We start from the raw sequence: 6,250 nt of genomic DNA, 5'->3' as shown, positions 1-6,250 counted from the left end.
TGCTGCGCTCGCGCTCTTCGAGGCCAAGGGTTACGAAGAAACGACGGTGGAGGAGATCGCTGCCGCGGTCGAGGTATCCCCGCGGACGTTCTTCCGCTACTTCGGATCGAAGGAGGACGTCCTCTTCGGCTACGAGGAGGACCAAGTGGCGGAGCTGCGCCGGATGATCCGCGACTGCCCCACCGCTGCGAGCGACTTGTCGGCGCTCGAGGAGGTCCTACTGACCTTCGCGAACTACCTCGCCGAGGTGCGCCAGCCCCTTTTCATCCGAGCCAGACTCGTGGCTCAGAACCCCCGCCTGAGAGAGCGGAGCCTACGCGTACTGCGTTCCTGGGAGCTGACGCTGGCTGATGAGCTCGCGCTGCAAGCCGGAATGGACGCGCCCGACCTTGGTCTGCTCGTGCTCGCAGCGTCGAGTATGGGCGCGCTCAACGTGGCTGTGTGGGTATGGCAGGGCTCGGGTGGCGAAGGCTCCTTGGTGACTGTCGCCAAGAGGGCTCTGGAGCTGGCAATGGCTCCGGAGATACCGGCACCGCGTCGTCCAAGGGGCCGGCGGCGGCCCCAGAAGAGCCCGCGTCGGGCTCCGCACGACGACCCGTGGGACCAGTGAGTCAAGCCGGTCGCGTCGACTTGCCGGTTGACGTCGGAAGAACCCGATCTCGCCCTGGTTCTCCCTAGCCAGGCGGCTTCGGAAGCTAGGCCTAGTCGATAGCCGCTCCCAGGCGCTAGCGGCTCTACGTCAGTTGGCATCCGTCAGGCAGAGAGCTCGGGCCCGTTTGCGAGACCGCGGACCCCGTTTTGTCATGTTCTTCTTGCTCTTGATGTTTCGGCATCGACCGATCGAGGGTAATTCAAGTCACAAGATGACATAAGTCATTGGCGGTCAAGTGGACGTGCAAGATCGGAACCGACGGTGGACCGACAAGCGTCCTGTCCACGGCCGCCCGTGGATGAAGGCAAGCCTGAAGCAAGCAGGCAGCCACGATTGATCTGTCATCACAGGATGCTTCACCGCCAAGTCACCAAGGAGACCTCATGTCGCGTCGCCAATTCGGATTCCTCATCGGGTTCTTGTTTGTGTGGCTGGCTTGGGCCGCATCCTGGGTGGTCGTAGGCGCGGTGGCCGCGGGCCTACTCGCCTACGTCGTGGTGAGGGTTCTCGAGGGTGACCTGGTCTTCGATTGGGACACGGTCACTGACAGATTCAGAGATGAGACCCGGAATTGACGCCGGAGCGCAGAAAGGAAGTTCACTTGATGACCGAAGCCTCAGAGAAGGACGCTGCTGCCATTGGTGCCAGACCGGCGAGGAGCGGAAATGGCTCCGCGCAAGGCGGCGCCAAGCTCAAGACCGACCGGGGTACGACCAGCATCTCGGACTCAGTGGTCGCCAAGATTGTAGGTCTAGCCACCAGGGAGATCCCTGGGGTTCAGGCCATGGGCAAGTCCATGGCGCGAACCATGGGGGCACTCAAGAGCGCCCTTCCCGTCGTTGATGCCGATGCCATGACCCAGGGAGTCTCGGTCGAGGTCGGTGAGCGACAGGCGGCAATAGATGTGGACATCGTTGCCTACTACGGCCAGAGCATTGTCGACGTGGCGGAGGCTGTGCGCCGGAACATCCTGGCTCGCGTCGAAGGGATGACTAGCTTGGATGTCGTCGAAGTCAACGTCACGGTCGACGACGTCTACATCGAGGGCTCCGAGGACCAATCCGGCCGGGTCGAATGAGGGCTGAGGAAACCGATCCGGGTGTGCTGGCTCAATCGGTGGCCGCTGCCGTCCGTTCGGTGTCGGGCGTTGCCAGGCTGTCATCGGCAGGCGCGGTAGAGGCGGCCACCTATTTCGCCGGCGGCAAGGTAAATGGCATCAGGTTCCGCGACGGGAAGGCCTGGGTGCACATCGTCATCGACCACCTCCCGGTATCACCAATCGCTGAAGCGGTACTAGCTGCTGCGACCGCCGCCCTGGCCAAGCTGGGCCAGAGCTGGGAGGTGGTGGTGGTCGTGGAAGACCTGGAACTCGACCACCTGCCCCCTCCCACAGCGACCCCAATGCGTTCACGGAAGGCCGTCCGGCCATGAGGGCCCTGAACCGCCTGCTCTCCCTGCTGCTGGGCCTGGCCTTGGCGGCGGCCGGCGTCATTGTCGTGATCGAGGTCATCCTGGCTGCTGCCGGTGAGTCCTTCGTCGCCCTTCCGGCCAACCACTGGCTCGGATGGCTCACGGCCACGTCGTGGTCAACGGCATCGGTCATGGCGATCCTTGCGGCGATGACCCTCGTCGGGCTCTTGCTGCTGCTTGCCGAACTGCGCCCCTGGAGGAGTCGACAGATTCGGGCTCTGGTGGGCGGACGTGGTGAGTGGTGGCTCCTGCGAGGCTCCACCGAGGCCTACCTTAGGCGTGACCTGGAGTCGAAGACGGTGGCCAACAAGGTCCGGCCGAAGTTCTCGGCCCGAGGAGGCGCGTGCCAGGTGCGGCTGAAGGTAGACGCGAGCGAGGCCGCCAGGCCGGAAATCGAACACCGCACCCGTGATGCCCTGCGGGGACTGGGTATCGAGCGGACGGCCCTGAACTTGAAGGCCAGAGGGACCAGCCGGCCATGACCGATCGAGCGAATCGGATGCTCTGGAGCGCCGTGGCCCTCATCCTCTTAGTGGCCGGAGGCCTCGGGTTGATCGTAGCCACCGGGATATTCGGCCGGTCGTCGGCCCGTGCCCACGTGGTGACCTCAACATTGGCTCGGCATTGGAGGACGGGGGGAGCGGCGTCATTTGCGGTCGCCTCTTTCCTCGGGTTGGTGATCGCGTTCGGTGGGCTGTGGCTGGCGAGGCGCCAACTAGCCCGCAACGAGGGGCGGTCTCGGCTGGAGGACCTCGTCGTGCATGCAGCAACCACCGACGATGGAAGGCCCCAAGGTCTCACAAGCGTTCGAGCCGCGTGCCTCAGTCACGGGCTGGAGGCTGATCTCGAGCGCATCCCCGGCGTTGCAAGAGCTCTCATCGGGCTCTTTGAGCCAACTGACGCGCCTGAGGTACGTGCCCGTTTGGAGGTAATCGACGGTCTCGATCTCAATGCTCTCGCGGACTCCGTCGGAGCCTGCCTTAGTCGACTCGAGAGGACCGCATCGATACACCTTGAGGCCGTTGATATCACGGTGCGCCTCGTGGACGGGGTGTTGCCGCGCGTCAGTTAAGCCGGAAGCCCGCGGATGGCATCGGGAAGCTCCCGCGCTCCAAAGACGATCGCCATCGGCTCGATTGCAAGGCGGCGGCGCCTCGGGCTCGGAGCAATCGGAAGCCCTGGTCGTCGGCCAGGTCACGGGCGCCGCCAGCAGCACGGTCCAGCAGGCCCCTCGACAACGAGGGCGCCGCCCTCATCTTCCTGGGCCAGCTGGAGGCACTGTCCGATTCGCGCTAACTCTCGATGTCCCTGGAGCAGCATCCCGCCGGTCTCGGCCGGGCCAGCCATCGATGCCACGCTGTCCCGCGGTCGTCTCGATCGCTCCGAACAGCGCCGATTCGTCTGACACCCCGGATCGGCCTCGAGGCTCTGACCAACCGAGCTAGCGGCGGCGCTGGTCGCGCTCAGCCCAGCCGTGCCCGCCTAGGTCGGACGACTGCGTTCGAGAAGTTGGGGGGGTCTGCCAGGGGGTCACCCCGGTGCGAAAACGAGGGCAGCGGATCAATCATGACCTGTACCACGACCAAGGAGCGACCATGAATCGCACCAGATCCGTCACCTTTCTGGCCAGCACGGCCGCGCTGCCGCTCATCGCCCTGACCGCCGCCGCCTGTAGCAGCGGTGGTGGAGGTGCCAGCGCCTCGCCAACCGTCCCCAAGACGACCATCGCGCAGCCACCCACCGTCGAGGTCGCCAACAGCGGCCTCGGTCAGATCCTGGTCAACTCCCAGGGCCACACCCTCTATCTGTTCCAGGGGGACTCTGGGACGACCAGCGCCTGCTCCGGCGCCTGCGCCGCGGCCTGGCCCCCCCTCCGGGCGACCGGACAGCCCACCGCCGCCAATGGCGCCAACGCATCGCTGCTCGGGACCACCCAGCGCTCCGACGGCGGGCCCCAGGTCACCTACAACGGTCACCCGCTCTACACCTTCGTCCAAGACCACAACGCCGGCGACACCAACGGCCAGGGCGTAAACGCCTTCGGCGCCAGCTGGTTCGCCGTGACCCCGGCCGGGAACCAGGTGCCCAGCCAGGCACCGAGCGGCAGCGCATCGAGCCCGACCACCACCAGTCCGCCCCCGCCGCCTCCAGCCCACGTCGCCGCGCCTGCCCCGGTTCCGCAGGTTGTGGCCCCCGCACCGCCTCCAGTCGCGATGACACAACCACCGCCGCGGCCCGCGCCCGCTTCAGCGATCCCGCAGGGAGGCGGCGGTGACCACGACGGCGACAACAGCGGTGGCCCCAGTGACGGTGACGGCAATGTGTAATGCAGGGCCCTCCCGAACCTTCGCAGCCTGACGACTCGAGCACGGCCAGACATGGATAGCCCTGGACCCAGGCACACAAAGGCACTTTTGCGGGAGCTCGTTCATCTGCGGGACGGCTTGGGCCGGTCCACCCGCAAAGCGCTTGGGATTCTCACCTCCTTGGCGGTGATCGGGGCCGCAGCGTACGGCATCGCCTTCGCTTTCCGGTCGGCGCCCCAACCAAGAGGGCTCTCGGCAGACGGTGCCAGCGCCTCTGGCCGTGTTCCCGCTACCGGGCGCTCTTCCCTACCAGGCCCGTTCGCCTGGTTGGCGTCGACGACACCGCCGACCACCTGGACACGCCTCACCCTCCCCTCCGGCCTTGGTTCGCTGTCCGTGCCCCCCGGGTTCAGTGCCGTTGCCGGCGATCAAGGAACCGCCTCGCTCGCATTGCTCGACTCTGACGGCACCTACCTCGGGTACCTCAATGTCACTCCACGTCAAGGCGACGAGCGCCTCGCCGGCTGGGCTGCCTTCCGCCTCGCCCACCTGCGCGGTGACGGTTCGATCTCGGCCCGCCAAGACGGAGCCGTCCAATCCGTTCGGACCGGACAATCTCTCCGGTCGTGCGTCACCGATGACTATGTCACCGAGATCGGTCATCATCACTTCCAGGAGGTCGCCTGCTTGGTGACGACCACCTCCGCGAGTGGCGTCGTGGTAGCCGCAACTCCATCAGGAGACCCGGCACACCTCTGGCCACAACTGGAACGCGCCGTCGCCGCCTACCCCTTCGCATAGCCCGCGATGACAGGTCGAGCACTGCTACCGCGGGCAGAACGCCGTCAAGGGCTCTAGGCTCTCGGCATGGCGGCTGATGACCTGTCAGAGCGCTTGGTCGATGGACTCAACGCCACGTATGGGGTCCATCCGGGGAACCGTGCCGCTCACGCCAAGGGCGTGCTCTGCGCGGCACACTTCACGCCCCGTCCGGAAGCGGCGTCCCTCACTCGTGCTCCCCACCTTGCAGGCCCGCCCGTACGAGCGCACGTCAGGTTCTCCAACGGGAGCGGCGATCCGTCAGTTGCCGACGGGTCACGCGATGCTCGCGGCATGGCGGTGAAGTTCTACCTGCCCGATGGCGCACGGACCGACATCGTCGCCCTGTCGTTACCAACATTCTTCGCTCGTACGCCCGAGGACCTGTTGGCGTTCAATGAGGCGCGTCGCCCCGATCCAGCCACCGGCCAGCCCGACGTCGGCAAGGTGAGCGCATATCTGGCTGACCATCCCGAGGCGATGCCAGCCGTGACTGCCGCTTTGACCCACGCCATTCCCGCTAGTTACGCCACGGTCGGCTATCACGGGATCCACGCTTTTGGGTTCGTCACGACAGCCGGCTCAGTCAGCTACGGGCGCTACCACCTCGTACCCGGCGCTGGCGAGGTATCGATCAGCGAGGACGAGGCGGCGGCGCGTCCCCATGACTACTTGCGGGAGGAGCTGGCCGAGCGACTGGAGGATGGCCCAGCCAGCTTCGAACTGAACGTACAACTGGCTGGCGAGAGTGACCCACTCGAGGACCCGACGGCCCTCTGGCCTGACGATCGACAGGTGGTGTCGCTAGGTCGCCTCGAAGTGACAGCTCTCGCGGATGACCGCGAGAGGCAGGGCGACGTGCTTGTGTTTGACCCCGTGCGGGTTCCTGACGGCATTCGCCTCACCGAAGATCCGATCCTGCTGGCCCGCCCGGGCGCCTACTCCGTATCCATCGCCCGCCGCACTAGTCGCTAGTCGTTTGCCGGTGGGCGCCACCTCGACG

At 66.1% G+C, this 6,250-nt stretch carries 9 protein-coding genes; all 9 read left to right on the top strand.

All coding sequences use genetic code 11. The annotated features are described in order from the left end of the window. On the top strand, nucleotides 1–610 hold a 610-nt coding region (locus VGF64_12595; protein HEY1635591.1), incomplete at its 5' end, for a TetR family transcriptional regulator. 425 nt (nucleotides 611–1,035) lie between these two features. Next, nucleotides 1,036–1,227, top strand: coding sequence for a hypothetical protein (locus VGF64_12590; GenBank protein ID HEY1635590.1), 192 nt, complete (start codon nucleotides 1,036–1,038; stop codon nucleotides 1,225–1,227). Nucleotides 1,228–1,256: 29 nt separating this feature from the next. After that, complete coding sequence (locus tag VGF64_12585; protein HEY1635589.1) at nucleotides 1,257–1,730, top strand: Asp23/Gls24 family envelope stress response protein; 474 nt, start codon at nucleotides 1,257–1,259, stop codon at nucleotides 1,728–1,730. Beyond that, a complete protein-coding gene (locus VGF64_12580) occupies nucleotides 1,727–2,083 on the top strand; it encodes a hypothetical protein (protein HEY1635588.1) in 357 nt (118 codons plus the stop codon). Before VGF64_12585 ends, VGF64_12580 begins: the two co-directional genes overlap by 4 nt. Continuing rightward, complete coding sequence (locus VGF64_12575; protein HEY1635587.1) at nucleotides 2,080–2,604, top strand: hypothetical protein; 525 nt, start codon at nucleotides 2,080–2,082, stop codon at nucleotides 2,602–2,604. The genes VGF64_12580 and VGF64_12575 overlap by 4 nt, the downstream gene beginning before the upstream one ends. Before the next feature lie 32 nt (nucleotides 2,605–2,636). Continuing rightward, entirely contained in the window at nucleotides 2,637–3,194 is a 558-nt protein-coding gene (locus VGF64_12570) for a hypothetical protein (protein HEY1635586.1), read from the top strand. 523 nt (nucleotides 3,195–3,717) lie between these two features. Further along, nucleotides 3,718–4,449, top strand: a complete 732-nt coding sequence (locus VGF64_12565) for a hypothetical protein (GenBank protein HEY1635585.1) — start codon at nucleotides 3,718–3,720, stop codon at nucleotides 4,447–4,449. 429 nt (nucleotides 4,450–4,878) lie between these two features. Then, nucleotides 4,879–5,229, top strand: a complete 351-nt coding sequence (locus VGF64_12560) for a hypothetical protein (GenBank protein HEY1635584.1) — start codon at nucleotides 4,879–4,881, stop codon at nucleotides 5,227–5,229. Between the two features lie 66 nt (nucleotides 5,230–5,295). Beyond that, entirely contained in the window at nucleotides 5,296–6,222 is a 927-nt protein-coding gene (locus tag VGF64_12555; GenBank protein HEY1635583.1) for a catalase family peroxidase, read from the top strand. The last annotated feature ends 28 nt before the right edge of the window (nucleotides 6,223–6,250 follow it).

This window comes from Acidimicrobiales bacterium, from assembly GCA_036491125.1.
In the GTDB taxonomy this organism is placed as follows: domain Bacteria; phylum Actinomycetota; class Acidimicrobiia; order Acidimicrobiales; family AC-9; genus AC-9.
Note: the sequence above shows the minus strand (reverse complement) of the source record. Positions and strands in the feature narration are given on the sequence as shown.